Origin of the sequence: Streptomyces sp. NPDC050315 (genome assembly GCF_040655775.1) — a bacterium.
GTDB lineage: Bacteria > Actinomycetota > Actinomycetes > Streptomycetales > Streptomycetaceae > Streptomyces.
In genome coordinates this window covers 585450-606508 of the sequence record NZ_JBFAKN010000006.1, presented here as the reverse complement: position 1 = coordinate 606508, position 21059 = coordinate 585450, and the positions used below count along the sequence as shown (strand labels likewise).

Below are 21059 nucleotides of genomic sequence, written 5' to 3'. Positions count from 1 at the left end.
CTAGGAAGGACCGAGGTGTCGGCTCCAGACCTTGCCGGGCGCTCCCTGCTCGTGGTCATCGACCCGGTCGCCCGCCGTGTGGACGGCGAGTCCGTGCGTATCGCCAGAGACGTCCTGTGCGCGGCCGCGACCACGAAGATCTGCTTCCCGGACGACCCCGGGGAATTCGCCCGGGTGCTCGCCCGAAGGGGGCAACGCCGCCCCGTGGTGATCGGCGACGACCGCGCCCTCCTGCGCACCGTCGAGCTGCTCCACAAGGAGCGCGAGCTGCCCCGCGTGGCCCTCTCGCTGGTGCCCGTCGGGGTGCCGTCCGCCATCGCGCTGAGCCGGGCGCTGGGCGTCCCCACGGACACCGTGACCGCCGCGCGCGCCGTCCTGGACGGCCAGGAGCGCGCCCTCGACCTGCTCGCCGACGACAGCGACGGCATCGTGCTGGGCGGCCTGCGCATCCCCGGCGGCGATCCGGCCGAGCAGCCCGCGCAAGCCGTCCGTACGGCCGCTGAGGAGCCCGCGGTGCCCGCGCAGCGCCCATGGTGGGCCCCGGCCGCCCGGACCGCCAGAGCGGCCCTCTCGCTGCTCACGGCGCCCGTTCCGGGCGGCGGGCGGCGCGACGGCCGGGTGCTGCCGCGGCTGCGCGTGGAGGCGGACGGCGTCGTACTGGCGGATCTGGACCGGCCGGTGCACCGGGTGTCGGTCGCGCCTGTCGGATGCACGGCCTCGGAGTGCGCGGCGCCGGGAGACGGCGCTGCGTATCCCGTACAGGAGCACGACGGGCTGGCCGAGGTGAGCGTGCAGTGGCAGGCCACGGAGGCGCCGGTACGAGTACGGGCGCGGGCCGTGACGGTCTCCGGGCCGGACTTCCGGTACCGCGCTGACGCGGTGATCGGCGGGCCGGTCAGGACGCGGACGTGGACGGTCCAGCCGGCGGCGTGGCGGCTGACGCTGCCCCGGGGTGACGCTTCTCACGCTCCGTGAGGCGGGGCCCGGGCGGGGGCGCATTCGTTATCCACAAGCTGTGGACAACGAATGACCCCTCAGAGACCCGGGGTGACAAGTCGGGCTTCGTAAGCGAAGACGGCGGCCTGGGTGCGGTCGCGGAGGCCGAGCTTCACCAGGATGCGGCTCACATGCGTCTTGATCGTGGACTCGGCCACGACGAGGTGGGCGGCGATCTCGCCGTTCGAGAGGCCCTGGGCGACCAGTACCAGGACCTCCGTCTCCCGTTCCGTGAGCTCACCGATGCGTTCCTGAGCGGGCGGCCGGGGCGCGCCCAGCCGGGAGAACTCCGAGATCAGCCGCTTGGTCACGGTCGGCGCGAGCAGCGCTTCACCGGCCGCCACGACCCGCACGCCATCTGCCAGCTGTCCGGCGGACGCGTCCTTGAGGAGGAAGCCGCTGGCTCCGGCGCGGAGCGCTTGGTACACGTACTCGTCCAGGTCGAAGGTGGTCAGCACGAGCACTTTGGCGTCCGCGTCGGCGGCGACGATCTCGCGGGTCGCTTCGAGGCCATTGACTTCGGGCATGCGGATGTCCATCAGGACCACGTCCGGGTGCAGCGCGGCGACCTTGTGGACCGCGTCGCGGCCGTTCACCGCCTCGCCCACGACTTCGATGTCCGGCATCGCGTTGAGGAGGACGGAGAAGCCCTCGCGGACCATGACCTGGTCGTCGACGATCAGGACCTTGATCATGCTTGCGGCCTCTCCGTAGAGGTGTCCGTAGAGGTGGGGGCTGCCGCCGGGAGGAAGACGGCGACCTCGTATCCGCCGTCGTCCGTGGCGCCGTTGGTCATCTCGCCGTTGAGCATGCCGACGCGTTCGTGCATGCCGAGGACGCCGTGGCCCGCGCCGGGGGACGGCTTGGCCAGGCGGTTCGGTGGGCCGTTGACGATGCGGAGGCCCAGGCCGCCCAGTACGTACGCGACTTCGACCCGCGCCGCCGCACCCGGTGCGTGCCGGAGCGTGTTGCTCAGCGCCTCCTGGACGATGCGGTACGCCGACAGTTCCACGCCCTGCGGCAGCGGCCGTACCGCCCCCGTCACCACGGCCTCGACGGTCAGCCCCGCGCCGCGCACGCTCTCCAGCAGCGCGTCCAGATCGGCGAGGGTCGGCTGCGGCGCCTCCGGACCGGCGAAGGCGTCCGGGTCCTCGGAGCGTACGACGCCCAGGATGCGCCGCAGTTCGGTGAGTGCCGCCACGGCGTTCTCGCGGATCGTCGAGAAGGCGGTGGCCAGCTCGGGTGGCGTGTCCTGCACCCGGTACGGCGCGGCCTCCGCCTGAATGGCGATCACCGACATGTGGTGCGCGACGACATCGTGCAGCTCGCGGGCGATGGTCGCGCGCTCCTCCAGGAGGGTGCGCCGCGACCGTTCCTCGGCGGTGACCGTACGGGTCGCCACGACCTGCTGCCGCTCCTCGCGCCAGGCGCGTACCGCCGCGGCCGCCAGCAGGACGAGCCCGCTCATCACCGCCAGCGGCGCCAGCACCGACCCGCCGTCGGCGCTCGCCACCGCGACCCCGGGCGCGAGGACTGCGAACGTCACCACCCACATCCCCGGTGCGAGGCGCGGCCGGGTACGCAGGACGACCAGCACCATCGTCCCGACGTGAGCGACGAAGGCGACCTCCCAGGAGTCACCGGCCACCAGCCCGAGGCAGACGGCCAGCAGCGACACCCAGAACGCCCCGACCGGACGCACGAGCGTCATCGCCGGCGGCCCCGCGACGAGTACGCCGAAGACCAGTACCAGCAACGACGGGCCGTAGCCGCCCGTCGTGGCGGAGACGGCCAGCAGTACGCAGGCGGCGAAGCCGATGACGACCGCGTGCGGGAACCAGCGCAGACACCGGCCGATCCGGGACGGCAGCCAGGGCACCCAGCCGGCCGCCTTCGCGTCGTCCAGCGGGGGCAGCGGACGAAAGGCGAAGGCGTGGGTGAACAGGTCCTGGCGCAGGCCGCGGAGCGCGCCGCTCGCCAGCCGGGCTTCGGGGCCGTTCACGTACTGAGGTGTCTCGTTCACGCCTACCACGGTATGTACGGGGGCGGGCGGTGGCGTCCGGCCCAGTGGGGATCTGTGCGGGTCCGTCTCAAGTACTACGTGTGTCAGACCTCCACCAGCAGTTCCTCCAGCCCCCGGATCACGAAGTTCGGCTTCCAGGACGGCTCCGTAGTGAGGCGGAGGGCGGGGGCGGCGCGCAGCAGGGCGCCGAAGGAGGCGGCCAGTTCGAGGCGGGCGAGCGGGGCGCCCAGGCAGTAGTGGATGCCGGCGCCCAGGGAGACGTGCGGATTGTCCGTGCGGGACAGGTCCAGCTCCTCCGGCCGGTCGAAGACCGCCGGGTCGCGGTTGGCCGAGCCGAAGAGGAGGGCGACCTCGGCGCCGCGCGGGATCACCGTGCCGTCGATCTCGATGTCGTCCAGCACCCAGCGTTCGAAGAGCTGGAGCGGCGTGGCGTACCGGAGCAGTTCCTCGACCGCGGTCGGCAGCAGCGCGTCCGGTGCGGCGCGCAGCGCGGCCAGTTGCCCGGGGTGGCGGAAGAGGGCCAGCCAGCCGTTGGCCGTGGTGTTGACCGTCGCCTCGTGGCCCGCGTTGAGCAGCAGGACACAGGTGGAGATCATCTCCTGTTCGTTCAGCCGGTCGCCCTCGTCGTATGCCGCGATCAGGGCGCTGATCAGGTCCTCGCCCGGCGACTTCCGCCGGGCCGCGATCAGTTCCCGCAGATACGCGGAGAATTCGAGGGACGCCTGTACCGCGCGGCGTGCCGTCTCCTCGTCCGGCTTCAGCTCGTACATTCCGCAGATGGCGGCCGACCAGGGGCGCAGCAGCGGCTGGTCGGCCCCGGGGATGCCGAGCATTTCGGCGATGACCGCGACGGGCAGGGGTTCGGCGATCGCGGTCAGCAGGTCGCCGCCGCCCGCCGCGACGAAGTCCCCGACCAAGGAATTCACCAACTTGCCGATGACAGGCGTCAGTTGCTCGACCGTGCGGGGTGTGAAGGCCTTCGACACCAGGCGGCGCAGGCGGGTGTGGTCCGGCGGCTCCAGGTCGAGCAGGCCGTTGTCGTTGAGGACATGGAAGGGCTCGTGCGCGGGCGGCGGCGGAGTACGGCCGAACTCCTCGTGGGAGAAGCGGTGCAGGTATGTACGGCCGAGGCGGCGGTCCCGCAGCAGCGCGCTGACGTCCGCGTGCCGCGGTATCAGCCACTGGTTGCTGGGCGGGAAGTAGTGCACCCGGCCCGCGTCGCGCAGCTCGGCGAAGCCGGGCCAGGGGTCGGCGACGAACTCGGGTGACCAGGGCTGGAATGCGGCTGCGGCTGGCATGGAGGGACGGTACCGCCGGTCACCCGTCGTTCGTCAGGGGTTCCGCAGCGCCGTCACCAGGGCTCCGTACGCCGCCGTACCCGGGGTGACGGCCGCGTAGTGCCCGACGCCGGGCAGCTCACGCAAGGTGGGCGCGCCGGTGCCGCGATGCGCCGCGACGTACCACCGCGACAGCTCGACCGGTACATCGGGGTCGTCCGTACCGTGCAGCACCGTCACCGGTACGCGGGGCGGCAGCCGTACGGGGTCGACCTCGGCGATACGTTCCGCCGACTCCCCCGGCCCCTCGGCCTCGACGGCCAGGAACTCCGCCACCGCGCCCCCACTGAGCCGGAGTTCATGGGCGCGGGCGAGGTCGGCGACCGGGGCGATGGCAACGGCCGCGGTGCCCGGGCCCGGCCGGGCGGCCGCCCAGAGTGCCAGGTGGCCGCCGGCGGAGTGCCCGGCGAGGACCACGGAAGCGTCCTCGCCGGCCTCGGCGGCAGCGACCCGTACCGCGTTCGTCACATCGTTGAACGTTTCCGGGAAGCCACCGCCTCCGCCGGCCCGTCGGTACTCCGCGAGGGCGACCGGCAGGCCCTCCTGGGCCAGCGCGGCGGCGAGCGGTGAGAGGTGCGTACGGTCGTAGGCCACCCGCCAGAAGCCGCCGTGCAGCAGCACGACCATCGGGCCGCGCGGCGCCCCCGGCGGCCGGTACAGGTCGACCACCTGGTCGGGGTGGTCGCCGTACGTGATGCGGCCGTCCGGCGGTACGGGCGCGCAGGCCAGCAGCGCGGCCTCCTCTTCGTCCGCCACCGCGCCGCTCATACCGTGCCCATTCCCTGTTCCGCCGCGCCCGCCGCGACCGCCGACGCGCTGCCGTCGCCCGGTACGTACGCCACGACCTCCGCGAGGACGCGGGCCGCGCGCTCCGCGTCCGCGAAGGACGTGTAGAGCGGGGTGAAACCGAAACGCAGCACGTCGGTGTGGCGGAAGTCGCCGATCACGCCGTGCCGGATCAGCTCGCCCATCACCTCACCGGCCCCCGCGCACTCCAGCGCGACCTGGCTGCCGCGCTCGTCGTGCGGCTCCGGCGTCACCGACCGCACCCGGCCGCGCGGCACATACGCCCGCACGCACTCCAGGAAGAAGTCGCTCAGCGCGAGGCTCTTGGCCCGTACGTCCTCGATGGCCACGCCTTCCCAGACCTCCAGCGCGGCCTCCAGGGCGAGCAGCGACAGGATGTCCGGCGTGCCGACCCGGGCGCGTTCGATGCCCGGCGCCGGTACGTACTCGGGGTCCATGCCGAAGGGTTCGGCGTGCGAGTTCCAGCCGGGGAGCGGGGAGTCGAAGCGCGGCTGGTGCTCGGCGCGTACGTACAGGTACGCGGGCGCACCGGGGCCGCCGTTGAGGTACTTGTACGTGCAGCCCACCGCGAGGTCGACGCCGTGCGCGTCCAGGCCGACCGGCAGCGCGCCCGCGCTGTGGCACAGGTCCCAGACGGCGAGCGCGCCCGCTGCGTGCAGCGCGGCGGTGATGCCGGACAGGTCGTTGAGCCGGCCGGAGCGGTAGTCGACGTGGTTGACCAGCGCGGCGGCGGTACGGTCCGACACCTCGGAGGGGATCTTGCCCGCCTCCACCGGGCGCAGCGTGCGGCCGGTCAGCCGGGCCACGGACTGCGCGATGTAGCCGTCGGTCGGGAAGGTCGCGGCGTCGACCAGGATCTCGTCCCGGGGGACGCCGTCCACCGCCGGGCCGGTCTCGTCGGCCATGCGGACCGCGGCGACCAGCGCCTTGAAGATGTTCACGCTGGTGGAGTCGCCGACCACGACCTGTCCGGGGGCCGCGCCGAGGAGCGGGGCGATGCGGTCGCCGATCCGCTCGGGCGCGGTCCACCAGCCGGATTCCGTCCAGGAGCGGATGCGCAGCTCGCCCCACTCGCGGGCGACGACCTCGCGGACCCGCTCGGGGACCGCCTGCGGCAGCGCGCCGAGCGAGTTGCCGTCGAGGTAGACCGCCTCGTCGAGCACGAATTCCGCGCGCTTGCCGCGCAGCGGGTCCTCGGCGTCGAGCTGGGCGGCCCGGGCGGCGAGGTCGTCGCGGACGACGGCCGCGGCGACGCTGCGGGCGGTCAGCGCGCCGCCCTCGGCAGAAGTATCGATTCTCTCGGTGGACACGCCGGCATCGGCGCTCTCGTTCGGCTGCACCTCGTTGTCACCCTCCGCGCGGACCTGGCCGCTTCGCTCGGTCGTGAGCGGCCGCTCCGCTCCGAGTGCCCCTTCGGACGGGGCTGACCGCTCAGACATGGCTGCGGGCCGTCCACAGCTCGGGAAAGACGTTTTTGCTGGCCCGCTTCTCCAGCCAGGCCACCCCGGCCGAACCACCCGTCCCCCGCTTCGCGCCCATCGCGCGGCGGGTCGCCACCAGGTGATCATTACGCCATCGCCAGACCAGTTCGGCGACATCCGTGAGGGCCTCACCCAGCCGGACCAGCTCGCTCTCCGGGTCGCGTGCCGGGTCGCCCGCGTAGATCTCCGCCCAGGCCGTCTCGACGGCCGGGTGCGGCTCGTACTTGAGCGTGGGGTCTCGGTGCAGTACGGACACCGGGATCGCGTACCCCCGGCGGTCCAGCAGCCGCAGCACCTCGTCCCACAGGCTCGGCTCGTGCAGCGCCTTCTCCAGCTCGGCGTGCTCGCGGGGCGCGCCGCGGTGCGGGACGAGCATCGACGCGGACTTCTCGCCGAGCAGGAACTCCAGCCGCCGGTACATCGCGGACTGGAAGCCGGAGCCCTCGCCGAGCGCCCCGCGATAGGCGTTGAACTGCTCCGGGGTCAGCCGGGCCAGCGGCTTCCACGCGGCGTTCAGCGCCTCCAGCTCGTACGTGGAGCGGCGCAGCGCGTCCATCGCGGTGGGCAGGTCCTCACTGCGCAGGGCCTGCGCGGCGGTGTGCCACTCGTGGACGATGACGGTGAACCACAGCTCCATGACCTGGGTGGTCACCAGGAACGCCATCTCTCCGGGATCGTCGGAGAGCAGGTGCTGGGCGTGGGTGAGCATCTCGGCCTGTACGTAGTCCTCGTACGGCGTGGTGCCCTTGAAGTCCAGGTTCGGGTCCGCCTCCGCCTGCCCGAACGGGCAGCTCGGCGCCGGCTGCGCAGCCGGCTCCGGGGACGGGGACGCCTGGGACGCTGATGACGAGTGCGACATCAGAACTCCTCGTGATGCATGCCTCCGGGTAGCGGTCCGCCCCTTCCTGTCGGCATCGGAGCCCCGGTCCCCTCGTCAGGCCCGGCTCACCGGACCTGTTGCGCATCTTCCGCAACTCGCCGGGGTTTGGCAAGGGCCGACCCGGCCGACCCGGAGGCCCTCCAACGGCTCAGGACCGGCCGGAACACAACGGCCGGCCGGCCCTGAGCGGTCATTTCGGTGGGGGGCTTCCCTCAGGAGAGCGTGTCGGCCGCGGTCGGCGAGGACTCGCGGAGGAACGCCGTGCAGCGCTCGTACTCCTCCTGCTCGCCGATCGCCTGGGCGGCGCGGGCGAGTGCGTGCAGGGCCCGCAGGAAGCCGCGGTTCGGCTCGTGCTCGAACGGGACCGGGCCATGGCCCTTCCAGCCGGCCCGGCGCAGCGCGTCCAGGCCGCGGTGGTAGCCGGTACGGGCGTACGCGTACGACTCGACGGTACGGCCGGCCTGGAAGGCGTCGTCCGCCAGCTGCGCCCAGACCAGCGAGGACGCCGGGTACTTCGCGGCGACGTCGGCCGGTGCGGTGCCCGCCGCGAGCAGCTCGCGGGGCTCCGGGTCGTCGGGCAGATGGGTCGGGGGCGGTCCCCCGAGCAGGTTCTCGTGAATGGCCATGGTTCAAGTCTGCCTGGTCCTCGCGGCCCGTGGCGCCCCGGCGGTGGCCCTTCGGCCGGGCGCACGGAGGACCGGGCACGCGCGCGGAGGGCCCCGTACGCGTGATCTGATGCGTACGGGGCCCTCCGGCTGCTCTGCGTGCGCCGATGCAGCGCGCGGCAGAGTTACTTGATCTTGGTGCCCGTGGAGCGCAGGTTGGCGCACGCCTCGGTGACGCGCTTGGCCATGCCGGCCTCGGCCAGCTTGCCCCAGCTGCGCGGGTCGTAGGTCTTCTTGTTGCCGACCTCGCCGTCGACCTTCAGAACGCCGTCGTAGTTGCGGAACATGTGGTCCGCGACCGGGCGGGTGAAGGCGTACTGGGTGTCGGTGTCCAGGTTCATCTTCACGACGCCGTTCTCCAGCGCGGTGGCGATCTCCTGCTCGGTGGAGCCGGAGCCGCCGTGGAAGACGAAGTCGAACGGGGCAGCCTTGCCGTACTTGGCGCCGACGCCCTCCTGGAGGTCCTTGAGGAGCTCGGGGCGGAGGACGACGTTGCCCGGCTTGTAGACGCCGTGCACGTTGCCGAAGGAGGCGGCGAGCAGGTAGCGGCCCTTCTCGCCCAGGCCCAGCGCCTCGGCGGTGCGCAGCGCGTCGTCGACGGTGGTGTACAGCTCGTCGTTGATCTCGTGGGTGACGCCGTCCTCCTCGCCACCGGTCGGGGTGATCTCGACCTCGAGGATGATCTTCGCGGCGGCGGCCTTGGCGAGCAGCTCCTGGCCGATCTCCAGGTTGTCGGCGAGGGTCTCGGCCGAGCCGTCCCACATGTGCGACTGGAAGAGCGGGTTCTGGCCCTTGGCCACGCGCTCGGCGGAGATGTCGATCAGCGGGCGGACGTAGCCGTCCAGCTTGTCCTTGGGGCAGTGGTCGGTGTGCAGCGCGACGGTGATGTCGTACTTCGCGGCCACGACGTGCGCGAACTCGGCCAGGGCGACGGCGCCGGTCACCATGTCCTTGTTGTACTGGCCGCCCAGGAACTCCGCACCACCGGTGGAGATCTGGATGATGCCGTCGCTCTCGGCCTCGGCGAAACCACGCAGGGCCGCGTGCAGGGTCTGCGTCGAGGTCACGTTGATGGCCGGGTAGGCGAACTTGCCTGCCTTCGCCCGGTCGAGCATCTCGTTGTAGATCTCGGGGGTTGCGATGGGCATCTGTCCGCTCCTTGTGATGTGCGGGTACCGGGTACGTTCTGGGCCCTGACCAGGGGGGCGACGTCATCGTCGCGGCCCATCTTCCCAGACTTGCCGGATACCTCCACATCGCGCTTCCACCCGGACGGCGCAAGGGGCGGGCTGTTTCACGTGAAACAGCCCGCCCCTTGGCGAAAGAGCTGGTCAAGGCGGTGAGGGCCGGAGCCCCCGCCCGACGCGCCCGATCTCTCAGGCGAGATCCAGGTCGGTGAGCCGGTAGCCGGTGATGTACTTCAGGCCCGCGTCGGCGATGGCCGACTCGGCACCGCGGTCGACGATCGTGGCGACGGCGACGACCTCGGCACCCGCCTCGCGGGCCGCCTCGACGGCGGTCAGCGGCGAGCCACCGGTGGTGGAGGTGTCCTCGACGACCAGCACGCGGCGGCCCTTGATGTCCGGGCCCTCGATGCGGCGCTGCATGCCATGCGTCTTCTGGGCCTTGCGGACCACGAAGGCGTCCAGCTTCCGACCGCGCGCGGCGGCGGCGTGCAGCATCGAGGTCGCGACCGGGTCGGCGCCGAGCGTGAGCCCGCCGACCGCGTCGTAGTCGAGGTCGGCGGTGGCGTCCAGCATCACCTGGCCGACCAGCGGCGCGGCCTCGGCGTCCAGGGTGATCCGGCGCAGGTCGATGTAGTAATCGGCTTCCTTGCCGGAGGAAAGCGTCACCTTGCCGTGCACCACGGCCTTGTCCTTGATCTGCTGCAGCAGCTCGCCGCGCACGTCGTCACTCATGCGCACGAGCCTAATAGGACCTCATGAGAGGGTGCGCCACGTCCACGTCGTGGAGATCTCCAGCGGGTCGATGGGGGTGACCAGGCGCGGGTGGGTGTTGAGGCCGTTGGGCGGGCCGGACTGCGGCTCCACGCACACGGCCGCCTCCTGCTCGTCGTACACGACCACCCACTCCGCGCGGCTGGTGACCTTCAGCTCCAGGCGGCCCGGCCAGGTCAGCGTCACGTCGACGCCCATCGGCATGCCGAAGCAGTCGTCCCAGGGGCCGGGACGGGGGTCGATACGCCGGCCCGTCGGGAGATGGTCCTCGCCGCGCTCCTCCTGCCACTCGGGGTCGAAGTCGATGCGTACGCCCTCGCCGCCGTCGCCGAGGTCGCGGAGGAACCACGGGTGCCAGCCGGCCTGGGCCGGAAAGGAGTCGTCGTACGTCTCGACGCCCATGCTGAGGGTCAGCGACCCGCCGTCCTCGGCCAGCTCCACCAGCTGGGTGACCTTGCCCGGGTACGGCCAGGGGGCGGCCGGGTCGTCCAGGTCGTACGTGAAGGCCGCGGTGGTACCGGTCGTGCGGGCGGTGCGCCAGGAGAGGTTGCGGCCGTTGCCGTGGATGGCGTGCGGCGGGGAGTTGAGCGGCATCTGATGCGTCTCGGAGCCGTTGCGGAACCGGCCGTTCTCGATCCGGCCGCACCACGGCACCATCGGGAAGCAGCCGTACTTGGGTCCCTGCCGGAGCAGTTCCGTGCCGCCGATCCGGAGGCTCTCGATGCGGCAGCCGTTGTCCGGGCGGACGGCCACTTCGGTGTGGCCGGCGGCCAGCCGTACCGTACGCGCCACGCGCGGCTTGCGGGCGGGCTCTGCGGGGTTCTCAGTGCTCACGGATCGACCTTAACGGTGCGGCACGGGCGCGACGGCCCGGGCACGCTGGCCCGGCGTCAGCGGCGGCGGCGCAGCGCCCGGCCGACCACCACGGCGGAGGCGAGCACCACGGCGGCCGCGGGCGCGGCCCAGCGGAGCGTGGCCGAGGCGGTGGACGTCTCGGGCGCGGGCACGGGGGCGTAACGACCGCGCGGCGGGGCGTGGTCCACCTCCTCCGCGCTGCGGCCGATCATCGTGCGGCGCGCGTGCGCGGCCTCGGCGGGCGGCTCGGCCGGGATGCCCAGGTCGTCCTCGGCGAGCGGGTCCAGCGAGGACGGCGGGATCTCGGTCCCGAAGACGCCGGACCGCTCCGCGAGGTCATCGGCGCCGTCCACCTCGTCGGTGTCGTCGTCGTCCGTACCGATGACATCGGCCGGATCGTCCTCGGCGCCCGCCTCCTTCAGGCCCGCGCCCTCCAGCCCGGCCTCATCCTGACCCTCGTCGTCCAGGCCCGCGTCGTCCAGGACATCGTCATCCAGGCCCTCGGCTTCCGGATCCTCGTCTTCGAGGCCCGCGGCGCCCCGTTCCCCGGCCGTCCCGGCTTCGGCCGGCCCCGCGGCGAGTACCGCCAGGCCGTCCACCGCGGTGGTCGGTCCCGCTGCCGCGTCCGGTCCGCCCTGCTGCCCCGCGACCGGATTCGTCGTCAGGTCGTCGGTGAGGGTCGTGGCGAAGCGCTCCAGGAGGCGGCGGCCCGCCGTACGGGCGGCGTCCTCGGAGGCCTCCGCGAGCCGGCCCTCGGCGCGCACGGCCGCGGTACAGGACAGCGTCGTCCCCTTGCCGCCCTCGTCGGGCGCCACCCGGACGATCAGGTCCAGCTCGGCGAGGCCGTCGCCGCGCACCTCCGTGCCGTGCGCCGCGGCGTCGAAGGCGTCGGTCTCGCCCTCGCGCGGAGTCACCCGCAGCGACCCGCGGTAAGTGATGGTGGAGCCGCCGATCCGCAGCCGCAGCCGGCCCTCCGGAACCCCGGGGGCGGCGTCCGCGTCGAGTTGGGCGCCCGGGACGCAGCGGGCCAGGCGCTCCGGCTCGGCGAGCGCCTGCCGCACCGTGCCGACGGGAAACGGAACGTACACCTCGTGCTCCATGAATCGGAGCCTACCCAGCGGGCCCCGCCCCGTGCCCGCTCCCGCACAACTTTCTCCGCATACCGTCACCGTCCGGGCCATGCGCCGCGGCCACCGCGGCCCCGCGGCTCATCCGCCGTACCGCGGATGCACGAGCGTCGACGGCGGGAGGCCGGACAGCCGCGTACGGGCCAGCGCGAGGTGGCCGGAACGGAGCAGGGCGGGGGTCAGGGAGCGCAGCGGCGGCGCGGCGGGCGAGAGGCCCAGGTACGGCGTGCCGCGCCCCGCCAGGAGGAAACCCCGGTCGCCCGGCCCCCGGTACGGCACGGTGCGCAGGCCCGCGGCGCGCAGCGTCGCCTCGACCGTCCAGAAGCTGCGCGGCCGGGCGCCCGGCGGGCCCGCGTGCACCGCGAGCCGCCCGCCCCCGGCCAGCGCCCGGGCCGTGAGCCCGTAGAACTCCTGGGAGTACAGCTTGGTGCCGGCGGTGAGGTGGGGGTCGGGCAGGTCGGCGAGGACCACGTCGTACGGGCCGTCCCTGCGCACCTCGTGCCGGGCGTCCCGGCGCAGCCAGTCGAAGGCGTCGGCGGTCACCACGCGGACCCGCGGATCGTCGAGCGACCGGCGGTTCAGCCGGGCGAGGCCGGGGTCGGTGCGGGCCAGCCGGACCAGGCCGCTGTCGCGCTCGACGACGGTGACCGAATCGACGTCGGGGTAGCGCAGCAGCTCGCGCGCGGCGAGGCCGTCGCCGCCGCCGAGCACCAGCACCCGGCCGTGCGGCCCGCCCGCCATCGCCGGGTGGACCAGCGCTTCGTGGTAGCGGAACTCGTCCCGCGCGCTGACCCGCAGCCGCCCGTCCAGATAGAGCGCGAGCGGTGCCTCGGAGCGCCCGGCGCCCCGGCCCGCGTGCCCGAAGCCCGTACCGCCGGTCAGCACGATTTCCTGTACGTCCGTCCGGACGGCGACCCGCGCCCCCGTGCCGTACACCGCCTTGCGCGCGGCCCCCTCGAAGGGCCCCGCCAGCACCGTGCACGCGGCGAGGAGCACGAGGACGAGCGCATTGGCCGCCAGCAGAGACCAGCGCGCCCGTATGGAGAGGTCGCGGCGGAACAGCCCGAGGACGAGCACGCCGCCCGCGACCGCGTTCACCCCGCCCGTGACCAGCGCGCCCGTCAGCTGGCCGAGCATCGGCAGCAGCAGGAAGGGGAAGGCGAGGCCGCCGACCAGGGCACCCACGTAGTCCGCGGCGAAGAGGTCGGCGACCGCGCCGCCCGCGTCCTGATTGCGGATGCGCTGGATGAGCGTCATCAACAGCGGTACCTCGGCGCCGATGAGCACGCCGATCACCAGCGAGAAGCCGACGAGCGCGGGCCGGGACTGGCCGAACCACGCGAAGCACGCGTACAGCGCCATCGCCGAGACCCCGCCGGCCAGGGCCAGCGCCGCCTCGACCGCGCCGAAGGCGACCGCGGCCCGGCAGCGCAGCCGCTTGGCCAGCAGCGAGCCGACGCCCATCGCGAAGACCATCACGGAGAGCACCACGGACGCCTGGGTCACGGAGTCGCCGACCAGGTAGGAGGAGAGGGCGACCAGCTCCAGTTCGTACACCAGTCCGCAGGCGGCGCAGAGGAAGACGACGGCGAGCACGAACAGCCTGCCGAGCCCGGCCGGCACCGGCAGCCGCGGGGGCTCCGGCGACCCCGGCCTGACGATCTCCGGCGGCTTGCGGGGGCCGGAGGTGAGGGCCGCTGGCGGATCGATCATGTTGCGAACGCTACGTGAAGGCCGTGTCGCGCTTCGTCACCCACAAGAGCGTATTGGCTGCACGCGGGGACGACACCGGGGCGCTTCCGCGCTCCCGCTCACAGCGCCGCCACCGCCCGCACTCCGACCCTCGTACGGGTCGCCACCAGCCGGCCCTCCTGGGGGTAGGCGTGCCAAGTACGCCAGCGCACCTGGCCGCACTCCCGTTGCGCAAGCATCGCGGTGAACGCGTGCGGCGCGCCGGGGAAGGTGCCGGCGAGTCCGTACGGATGCTCGGCCACCAGTGCGAGCAATTCCTGTGCCCGGCCCGCGAACGAGCCGCGGGAGAGCGTCTCCACATGGGCGGCGAATTCGTACTCCCAGTCGCCGATGCGTTTCGCCACACCGAGCGGTAGCGGGGTGCTGCTGCCGGGCATGCACGCCACGGTCTCCGAGCAGCTGCCGCTCTCCTCCTCCAGGAGCACTTGGTGCGAGGCGCCGAGCAGCCTCAACTGGACTTTTACGTCGTCCAGTTGCAGGTCGAGGACGGCGAGTGCGGGCAGCGGCTCGCGGCCGAGTGCCCAGGCCAGGTCGGCCGCGCGGGTGTCGGTGTAGGCGGTCTTGATGGTGGTGAGCATGGGTCGGCTCCGCAAGCACGCAGTGGATGGTGGGCCGGCCCGCCCCGGAGGAGGACCAGGGATACGACTTACCGGCTGCCGGCTCGTGACCACGTGGGGTCCGAGAACTGGTGGATTCTCACAAGAGAGGGAATCATGAAACTCGCGGGGCCCACAGCCTTTTTACCCATCTTCGTGGGGTTTCCATCCCTCAGAGGGCCTCTCAGTTCAGTTGTTCAACAGGCATGCGCCTGGCGGCTGTTGAGAACCGCCAGGCGCATATGCGTCAAGTCATGGGCCGATTGCATGTTCCGTGCCGCACCAGTGCGTGTCCGCCTCGGGACGCGCGGGGGATCGGCTCAGGAACCACCGCCTCCGCCACCACCGCAGCCACCGCCACCACCGCCGCCACAGGACGAGCTGCCACCGCAGGACGAACCCCCGCCGCAGGACGAGCCGCCGTGATGGCCGCCGCCCGTCCCCCCGTCACCGGCCCACCAGCTGCCCCCCGAGGCGCTCCCGGAGCTGCCCGGGGACCACTTGCTCTTCTTGCGGCCCTTCGGCGACTCATTGGCCGCGGCCGTCCGCGCCATCCAGACCGAGGCCGCGACAAAGGCACAGATCACCAGGAAAATTACAACGCCGGTCATGCGTCTCACCCCCGTGTTTCGGTTCTTGCGTGCGGGTCACATGCCCGGCCCCGCCGGTGTCAAAAGCGGAGTTGAGGAACTCCAGAGGTTCGGCGGAGGATGGCGGCCATGGGACGACCGCTGCTCAACCGCCGCCTCGCCGAATTCGGCACGACGATCTTCGCCGAGATGTCCGCGCTCGCCGTACGGACCGGCGCGATCAACCTCGGCCAGGGATTCCCCGACACCGACGGCCCCGAAGAGGTCCGCGAAGCGGCGGTGCGCGCCCTGCGCGACGGCCGCGGCAACCAGTACCCGCCGGGACCCGGCATTCCGGAGCTGCGCACGGCCGTCGCCGCGCACCAACAGCGCTGGTACGGCCTGCCGTACGACCCCGACACCGAGGTCCTGGTCACCGCGGGCGCCACCGAGGCCATCGCCGCCTCGCTCCTCGCCCTGCTGGAGCCCGGTGACGAGGTCATCGCGCTGGAGCCGTACTACGACTCGTACGCCGCGTGCATCGCGCTGGCCGGCGCCAAGCGCGTGCCGGTCACCCTGCGGCCCTCGCCGGCGGACGCGTCCTACTGCCTCGACCTGGACGAGCTGCGCGACGCCGTCACCGACCGCACCCGCCTCATCCTCCTCAACACCCCGCACAACCCCACCGGCACCGTGCTCAGCCGCGACGAGCTGGCCACCATCGCCGAACTGGCCTGCGAGCGCGACCTTCTCGTCGTCACGGACGAGGTCTACGAACACCTGGTGTTCGAAGGCGAGCACGTGCCGATGGCGTCCTTCCCCGGGATGCGCGAGCGCACGGTGACCATCGGCAGCGCCGGTAAGACCTTCTCCTTCACCGGCTGGAAGGTCGGCTGGATCACCGGCACACCCGAGCTGGTCGGCGCGGTCCGCTCCGCCAAGCAGTTCCTCACCTACGTCTCCGCGGGCCCCTTCCAGTACGCGGTCGCCGAGGCGCTCGCGCTGCCGGACGACTACTTCCACGGGCTGCGGGAGGACCTGCGCCGCAAGCGGGACATCCTGTCCGACGGACTGACGGAGGCCGGCTTCCAGGTCTTCCGCCCGAGCGGAACGTACTTCGTCACCACCGACATCACGGCCCTGGGCGAAAAGGACGGCCTGGCCTTCTGCCTCGGCCTCCCCGAACGCTGCGGCGTGGTCGCCGTACCGAACTCCGTCTTCTACGACGACAAGGAGGCCGGCCGCAGCCTCGTCCGCTTCGCCTTCTGCAAGAAGGAGGAGGTACTGCGGGACGCGGTGGCACGGCTCCAGCGGCTGTGAGGCGGCAGGCCCGACAAAGAACAACGGGGCAGCCCACTTGGCGGGGTGTCCGCATACGGAAGGGCCCCGGAGCACAGCGCTCCGGGGCCCTTCCGCAGAACCGTCGTAACGGGCTCACGCCTCGTCGTCGGGCTTCTTCGTGTCGCCGTCGATGTCGGCCTCCAGGCCGAGCTGCTCGACGAGCCACTTGTCGAACTCAATGGACGCGCGGATCCAGCTGACCGTGCTGGAGACGAAGTGCTCCAGCGAGACACCGGTGCCGACCAGCATCGATGCCTCACCGATCAGACGGACCGTGCCGTCGTCGTGGGTGTGGGTGTACGCCTTGGGCCACAGGGTGCGGCGGTTCCAGTCGTCGATCGCCTCCAGCAGCTTCGGCTTGAGCTCGATGCCGTGCGGGCGGTCGTAGAACGTCCGGACGGAGAAGATCTGCTGCTCCTCCTCGCCCCGGAACATGAAGTACGTGCGGAACTGCTCCCACGGGGCGGCGAGGTCGCCCTCGTCGTCGACGACGTACTTCAGCTCCATCTGGTCCAGAAGCTGCTTGACCAGGTCCTGGTCAGGAACGATGGGCCCCTCCGGCCCCGTCGGCTGCGGTTCGGGCTGGCCCCCGAAATTCGGAATCGAGGACGGGTCGATAGTCACCGTGGAAGTCCCTTCGTATGGTCTCCGCCATCCTCCCCCACACCCGCCCCGTCCTGGCAAGCGGACGGGGCGGGTCGGGAGCTCCGCGTACAGCGAAGGACGGGGTCAGACCGCGGCCGGCTCCCGCTCCGCCGTCACCGAAAGGTGGTCGCCGGCCACGTCCACCCGTACGGTGTCGCCGTCGCGGACGTCGCCCGCCAGGATCGCCCGGGCGAGCTGATCGCCGATGGCGGTCTGCACGAGGCGGCGCAGCGGGCGGGCGCCGTACGACAGGTCCGGCTGCGACTGCTCCGGCTTGTCGATCACCGGCTCCTGGCCCAGCCATGCCAGCCAGGTCAGCGCCGCGTCCGAGACGTCCAGGGTCAGCCGCCGGTCGGCGAGCCGCTTCTGCAGGTGCGCGATCTGGATCTGCGCGATCCGCTCCAGCTGGTCCGTGCCGAGCGGGTGGAAGACCACCGTGTCGTCCAGCCGGTTCAGGAACTCCGGGCGGAAGGCGGAGCGGACCGTCTCCAGCACCTTCTCCTTCTTCTGCTCCTCCTTCAGCAGCGGATCCATCAGGAAGGTGGAGCCGAGGTTGGAGGTCAGGATCAGGATGGTGTTCCGGAAGTCCACCGTCCGGCCCTGGCCGTCGGTGAGCCGGCCGTCGTCCAGCACCTGGAGCAGGATGTCGAAGACCTCGTGGTGGGCCTTCTCCACCTCGTCCAGCAGCACGACGCTGTACGGGCGGCGGCGGACGGCCTCGGTGAGCTGGCCGCCCTCCTCGTACCCGACGTAGCCGGGAGGCGCGCCGACCAGCCGGGCCACGGAGTGCTTCTCGCCGTACTCGCTCATGTCGATGCGGACCATCGCTCGCTCGTCGTCGAAGAGGAAGTCGGCGAGCGCCTTGGCCAGCTCGGTCTTGCCGACGCCGGTCGGGCCGAGGAAGAGGAACGAGCCGGTCGGGCGGTCGGGGTCGGCGATCCCGGCCCGCGTACGGCGCACCGCGTCCGACACCGCGCGCACGGCCTCGGTCTGCCCGATCAGCCGCTTGCCCAGCTCGTCCTCCATGCGCAGCAGCTTCTGGGTCTCGCCCTCCAGCAGACGCCCTGCCGGAATGCCGGTCCAGGAGGCGACCACGTCCGCGATGTCGTCCGGGCCCACCTCCTCCTTGACCATCGACTCCTTGGACGCCTCCTGCTCGGCCTCGGCCGCCGCGGCCTCGTCCAACTCCCGCTCCAGCCCGGGGATCTCCCCGTACAGCAGCTTGGAGGCGGTGTCGAAGTCGCCGTCGCGCTGGGCGCGCTCGGCCTGGCCGCGCAGCTCGTCGAGCTTCTCCTTCAGCTCACCGAGGCGGTTCAGGCCCTGCTTCTCCTTCTCCCAGCGTGCGGTCAGCCCGCGCAGCTCTTCTTCCTTGTCCGCGAGGTCCTTCCGCAGCTTCTCCAGGCGCTGCACGGAGCCGGCATCGGTCTCGTTCTTGAGCGCCAGCTCCTCCATGCGCAGCCGGTCCACGGACCGCTGCAACTCATCGATCTCCACCGGAGACGAATCGATCTCCATACGGAGCCGCGAAGCCGACTCATCCACCAGGTCGATGGCCTTGTCGGGCAGGAAGCGGGAGGTGATGTACCGGTCGGAGAGGGTGGCGGCGGCGACCAGCGCGGAGTCCGCGATCTGCACCTTGTGGTGCGCCTCGTACCGGCCCTTGAGGCCGCGCAGGATCGCGACCGTGTCCTCCACGGTCGGCTCGGCCACCAGCACCTGCTGGAAGCGCCGCTCCAGCGCGGGGTCCTTCTCGATCCGCTCGCGGTACTCATCGAGCGTGGTCGCGCCGACCATCCGCAGCTCACCGCGGGCGAGCATGGGCTTGAGCATGTTCCCCGCGTCCATCGCGGAGTCCCCGCCGGCACCGGCCCCCACCACGGTGTGCAGCTCGTCGATGAACGTAATGATCTGGCCGTCACTGGACTTGATCTCCGCCAGAACGGTCTTCAGCCGCTCCTCGAACTCACCGCGGTACTTCGCGCCCGCGACCATCGCGCCGAGATCCAGCGCGACCAGCCGCTTGTCGCGCAGCGACTCGGGCACGTCGCCCTTCACGATGCGCTGGGCCAGCCCCTCGACCACGGCGGTCTTGCCGACGCCGGGCTCACCGATCAGCACCGGGTTGTTCTTCGTCCGCCGCGAGAGCACCTGCACCACCCGCCGGATCTCCTGATCCCGGCCGATGACCGGGTCGAGCTTGCCCTCGCGCGCGGCCGCGGTGAAGTCCGTACCGAACTTCTCCAGCGCCTTGTACGTGCCCTCGGGGTCGGGGTTGGTGACCCGCTGGCCACCGCGCGCCTTCTCGAAGGCGTCCAGCAGCTTCTTGGCGGAGGCGCCCTGCTTGTCCAGCAGCTCGCCGGTGGCCCCGCCCTTCGCGGCGATGCCGATGAGCAGGTGCTCGGTGGAGATGTAGTCGTCGCCCAGTTCCTTGGCGCGCTGCGAGGCGTCCGCTATCACGGCGAGCAGCTCGCGGTCGGGCTGCGGCGGGGCGACGGTCGAGCCCTGGATGCTGGGCAGCGCGGCGACCCGCCGCTCGGCCCCGGAGCGCAGCGCCGCGGCGTCCGCGCCGACGGCGGCCAGCAGGTCCGTGATGTTCTCGTTGTCCTGCCCGGCGAGCAGCGCGAGCAGCAGATGGGCCGCCGTCATGTCCGCGTTGCCCGCGGTCACGGCCCGCTCATTGGCGGCGCTCAGCGCCTCCCGGCTCTTGTTGGTCAGCTCGGCGTCCACGTGCTCGCGCTCCTCCTCGTACTGGGTGGCCGTACGGTCTCACAGGCGGTTCCGCCCATTCCTGCTCAGACCAACGTGCAATAAGTTGAGTCTATTCCACTCAAGCCCAAAACGCCGCCCTTCATCGCCCGCTGCGCCTGGGTTCCCGCCGTCGACCCACTCCACTCGTGCGGGTGATCCACCCCGATCATCAGCTCAGTCGGGGGCTCTGGCCCGCCATGCTGGCCTTCCACGACAGGGAGGTGCAGCATGACGGCTATGGCACACGAGCCGATGGCCAGCGACGAAGAAACCCTCCTGGACTACTTCCTCAGGCTGGAGACTCCCGTGGGATTCCGACCTGAGTTCATCGAGGGGGAGATCGTTGTGTCACCACCGACGGACGGCGATCACGAGGACTACCTGAGCATCCTCTACGCACAGGTGGTGCGGGAGTCCGCCACCGCCATGCAGATCTCCGGCTATAAGGGGCTCGTCCTCCCCGGCGCGGAGGACCATCCCGACGATCACGTGATCCCGGACGCCACCATCGCCCCGCGTTCGCTGCGCCTCTTCCGGGGTGCTCCCCCGTGGATGCCCAGCGACGGCGTCGCCATGGTCATCGAGGTGACATCGAGCAAGCCCGGCAAAGACCGCGGCCCCAAACGCCGAGGCTATGCACGCGCGGCCATCCCGCTGTATCTCCTCGTCGATCGGGACAAGTCCACGGTCACGCTGTTCAGTGAACCGGCTGACGGGGACTACGACGGGATCCAAACGGTGTCCTTCGGCAAACCCCTCCCCCTCCCCGCCCCCTTCTCCTTCGACCTGGACACGTCGGACTTCCTCTGACCGGCGGGCCCGCAGAGGCACGCCGTATCGTGCGGGGCATGGCTCAAGATCTGCGGAACCCCGACCCCGAGTACCTCGCCTTCTGGCGTGAGCGGCATGTGTGCACCCTGACCACCCTGCGGCCGGACGGGACGCCGCACGTCGTGCCGGTGGGGGTGACGTACGACCACGAGCAGGGCCTGGCCCGGATCATCACGAGCAAGGGCAGCACCAAGGTCCGCAACGTCCTGGCCAGGGGAGACGGCGGGGCGCGCGTCGCGGTGTGCCAGCTGCAGGGCCGGCGGTGGGCCACGCTGGAGGGGCTGGCGACGGTGCGTACGTCCGAGGCGGACGTACGGGACGCGGAGGCCCGGTACGCGGTGCGGTACGAACGACACCCTCGGCCCAACCCCGAGCGCGTGGTCATCGAGATCCGGGTGACGAAGATGCTCGGGCGGGCATGACCGTCCGTGGGTGACCGGCGCGATGG

19 protein-coding genes are annotated in these 21059 nt (G+C 71.9%); 4 read left to right on the top strand and 15 right to left on the bottom strand.

What is annotated here, in order from left to right:
• Positions 1 to 15: 15 nt before the first annotated feature.
• On the top strand, positions 16 to 975 hold the full coding sequence (locus AB0I82_RS25030; RefSeq protein WP_363259575.1) for a hypothetical protein: 960 nt from the start codon (positions 16 to 18) through the stop codon (positions 973 to 975).
• 59 nt (positions 976 to 1034) lie between these two features.
• On the opposite strand, the gene AB0I82_RS25025 is transcribed toward AB0I82_RS25030, so the two are convergent.
• From AB0I82_RS25025 to AB0I82_RS24965, 13 genes are all read right to left on the bottom strand, one after another.
• Positions 1035 to 1691: a response regulator transcription factor gene (locus AB0I82_RS25025; RefSeq protein ID WP_363259574.1), complete on the bottom strand. Its 657-nt coding sequence runs from the start codon at positions 1689 to 1691 to the stop codon at positions 1035 to 1037.
• The gene (locus tag AB0I82_RS25020) at positions 1688 to 3019 is read right to left on the bottom strand and encodes a histidine kinase (protein ID WP_363259573.1); all 1332 of its coding nucleotides are present in this window, start codon (positions 3017 to 3019) and stop codon (positions 1688 to 1690) included. The genes AB0I82_RS25025 and AB0I82_RS25020 overlap by 4 nt, the downstream gene beginning before the upstream one ends.
• A gap of 83 nt (positions 3020 to 3102) precedes the next feature.
• A complete protein-coding gene (locus AB0I82_RS25015) occupies positions 3103 to 4317 on the bottom strand; it encodes a cytochrome P450 (RefSeq protein ID WP_363259572.1) in 1215 nt (404 codons plus the stop codon).
• A gap of 33 nt (positions 4318 to 4350) precedes the next feature.
• Positions 4351 to 5124: an alpha/beta hydrolase gene (locus AB0I82_RS25010; RefSeq protein ID WP_363259570.1), complete on the bottom strand. Its 774-nt coding sequence runs from the start codon at positions 5122 to 5124 to the stop codon at positions 4351 to 4353.
• Entirely contained in the window at positions 5121 to 6602 is a 1482-nt protein-coding gene (gene kynU / locus AB0I82_RS25005; protein ID WP_363259569.1) for a kynureninase, read from the bottom strand. The genes AB0I82_RS25010 and kynU overlap by 4 nt, the downstream gene beginning before the upstream one ends.
• The gene (locus AB0I82_RS25000; protein WP_363259568.1) at positions 6595 to 7503 is read right to left on the bottom strand and encodes a tryptophan 2,3-dioxygenase family protein; all 909 of its coding nucleotides are present in this window, start codon (positions 7501 to 7503) and stop codon (positions 6595 to 6597) included. The genes kynU and AB0I82_RS25000 overlap by 8 nt, the downstream gene beginning before the upstream one ends.
• Positions 7504 to 7736: 233 nt before the next feature.
• Complete coding sequence (locus AB0I82_RS24995; RefSeq protein WP_030259077.1) at positions 7737 to 8150, bottom strand: DUF3151 domain-containing protein; 414 nt, start codon at positions 8148 to 8150, stop codon at positions 7737 to 7739.
• A gap of 164 nt (positions 8151 to 8314) precedes the next feature.
• Positions 8315 to 9337, bottom strand: a complete 1023-nt coding sequence (gene fbaA / locus AB0I82_RS24990; protein ID WP_363259567.1) for a class II fructose-bisphosphate aldolase — start codon at positions 9335 to 9337, stop codon at positions 8315 to 8317.
• A 228-nt stretch (positions 9338 to 9565) separates the two neighbouring features.
• A complete protein-coding gene (pyrE, locus tag AB0I82_RS24985) occupies positions 9566 to 10108 on the bottom strand; it encodes an orotate phosphoribosyltransferase (protein ID WP_030259085.1) in 543 nt (180 codons plus the stop codon).
• A 21-nt stretch (positions 10109 to 10129) separates the two neighbouring features.
• Positions 10130 to 10981 (bottom strand): aldose 1-epimerase, encoded by an 852-nt coding sequence (locus AB0I82_RS24980; protein ID WP_363259566.1) that lies wholly within the window; start codon positions 10979 to 10981, stop codon positions 10130 to 10132.
• Positions 10982 to 11037: 56 nt separating this feature from the next.
• Positions 11038 to 12102: an SRPBCC domain-containing protein gene (locus AB0I82_RS24975; protein ID WP_363259565.1), complete on the bottom strand. Its 1065-nt coding sequence runs from the start codon at positions 12100 to 12102 to the stop codon at positions 11038 to 11040.
• 108 nt (positions 12103 to 12210) lie between these two features.
• Positions 12211 to 13842: a polyamine aminopropyltransferase gene (locus AB0I82_RS24970; RefSeq protein ID WP_363259564.1), complete on the bottom strand. Its 1632-nt coding sequence runs from the start codon at positions 13840 to 13842 to the stop codon at positions 12211 to 12213.
• A gap of 98 nt (positions 13843 to 13940) precedes the next feature.
• Complete coding sequence (locus AB0I82_RS24965) at positions 13941 to 14459, bottom strand: DUF2617 family protein (RefSeq protein ID WP_363259562.1); 519 nt, start codon at positions 14457 to 14459, stop codon at positions 13941 to 13943.
• A 737-nt stretch (positions 14460 to 15196) separates the two neighbouring features.
• Between AB0I82_RS24965 and AB0I82_RS24960 the strand changes: the two genes are divergently transcribed.
• The gene (locus AB0I82_RS24960) at positions 15197 to 16366 is read left to right on the top strand and encodes a pyridoxal phosphate-dependent aminotransferase (RefSeq protein WP_363259561.1); all 1170 of its coding nucleotides are present in this window, start codon (positions 15197 to 15199) and stop codon (positions 16364 to 16366) included.
• A gap of 114 nt (positions 16367 to 16480) precedes the next feature.
• Here the strand turns inward: AB0I82_RS24960 and AB0I82_RS24955 are convergent, their stop codons facing one another.
• A complete protein-coding gene (locus tag AB0I82_RS24955; RefSeq protein WP_363259560.1) occupies positions 16481 to 17011 on the bottom strand; it encodes a YbjN domain-containing protein in 531 nt (176 codons plus the stop codon).
• A gap of 105 nt (positions 17012 to 17116) precedes the next feature.
• Entirely contained in the window at positions 17117 to 19759 is a 2643-nt protein-coding gene (gene clpB / locus AB0I82_RS24950) for an ATP-dependent chaperone ClpB (RefSeq protein WP_363259559.1), read from the bottom strand.
• A 249-nt stretch (positions 19760 to 20008) separates the two neighbouring features.
• Here clpB and AB0I82_RS24945 point away from each other — a divergent pair, with 249 nt between their 5' ends.
• Positions 20009 to 20590, top strand: coding sequence for a Uma2 family endonuclease (locus tag AB0I82_RS24945; RefSeq protein WP_363259558.1), 582 nt, complete (start codon positions 20009 to 20011; stop codon positions 20588 to 20590).
• 38 nt (positions 20591 to 20628) lie between these two features.
• Positions 20629 to 21033: a PPOX class F420-dependent oxidoreductase gene (locus AB0I82_RS24940; RefSeq protein WP_363259557.1), complete on the top strand. Its 405-nt coding sequence runs from the start codon at positions 20629 to 20631 to the stop codon at positions 21031 to 21033.
• Positions 21034 to 21059: the final 26 nt, after the last annotated feature.